At 40.0% G+C, this 1,334-nt stretch carries 1 protein-coding gene; it reads right to left on the bottom strand.

What is annotated here, in order from left to right; translation table 11 throughout:
- Window positions 1-167: 167 nt before the first annotated feature.
- Window positions 168-1,232, bottom strand: coding sequence for an IS30 family transposase (locus JCM21531_RS17225; protein ID WP_038291664.1), 1,065 nt, complete (start codon window positions 1,230-1,232; stop codon window positions 168-170).
- Between the last annotated feature and the right edge of the window lie 102 nt (window positions 1,233-1,334).

Genomic DNA, 1,334 nt, shown 5'->3' on the forward strand with positions numbered 1-1,334 from the left:
TTAAATTGCAATATTAAATGCAACACTTTTTAAAGAAACCTGATGATATTTATCATTCCAACCTTAACCATTCTTCAACAGGCGGGTGAAATGGTGTCAAGGGCGGTTTTCCCCTTGATACCATTTCACCCGCCTGTTATACTCGTAAAGGGTTGGAATGTATGTCCTTAACTAACAGACTGCATGTCTGGAACGATCTCAAGTATACGCTGTATTTCGTCGTTAAATAGTTCTGCCGGTGTACGGTAGCCCAGTATCTTCCGGGGCAGGTTATTACACCAGTTTTCAATTCGTTTTATCTGCTCAAGGGTTAGGTCCTTAATAGCTTTTCCCTTAGGTATGAACCGCCGTATAAGACCATTATGTCGCTCATTAGTACCCCTTTCCCACGCAGAATATGGATGAGCGTAATATACATTGAGCCCTTGTCTATCCAAACCAGCAAATTCTGAACCATTGTCTGCGGTTATACTTTTAAACAAGTGTGTAAATAAAGGCCCAGACTTTTCTCTTATTTGGCTGAATGCTTTATTTACAGATTCAGCATCCTTTTCTTCCAGTAGATAAATCAGATGTTCTCTTGTTTTACGTTCCGTAAGGGTCATTAAAGCATTATCATTAGAGCGTTTACCTATAAAAGTATCTATCTCCCAGTGACCAAATTCCTTTCGATTATCTACTTTTTCAGGACGTTCGCTAATGCTTTTTCCAAGTAGCCTTTTGTGTTGTCTTACAACAGATTTCTTATGCTTTCTGCGTGTTTTTAGTGGTAAATCAATATTACGTACATTCAGAATTCGTTTATCGATGTAATTGTATAAGGTCTTGGTACAGACCATCGAGGATTTATCAAATTTACCCTTACGTCTGGCAACGCCTACAACCACATCAGGTGACCACTTTTCCTCCAAAATCATCTTTTCTGCATACTGTAGAAAGGGTTCTACCTGTAGAGCTTTAACCTTCTTTCCGCATGATAGGCGGTTACTCTCGTACACTGCCTGACCAGTTTCGGGAAAGTAGGCTTCATACGTGGTCAAATCTGAACGACGTTGGACGGTAGTACCACGCTTTATTTCTCTACCAATAGTGCTACGATGTCGGCCTAGTCTTCGTGCAATCTGCGCCGGTGATAAACCTTCTTCCAGTAATGCTTTAATTTTGCCTCTGTCAAATTCTGATAAGTGTTTAAAAGTACGTGTAGGTGTGGTATTCTCTTTAGTAAGAGCCATAGCGATAACCTCCGTATGTGTTTTGTGGACACAAATATCATACTAGGTTTCTCGCTGTGGTTCTACTTTTTTGCCCTGTTGCATTTAATTTTACAATGAACC

The sequence above is a fragment of the Acetivibrio straminisolvens JCM 21531 genome (assembly GCF_000521465.1).
Taxonomy (GTDB): domain Bacteria; phylum Bacillota; class Clostridia; order Acetivibrionales; family Acetivibrionaceae; genus Hungateiclostridium; species Hungateiclostridium straminisolvens.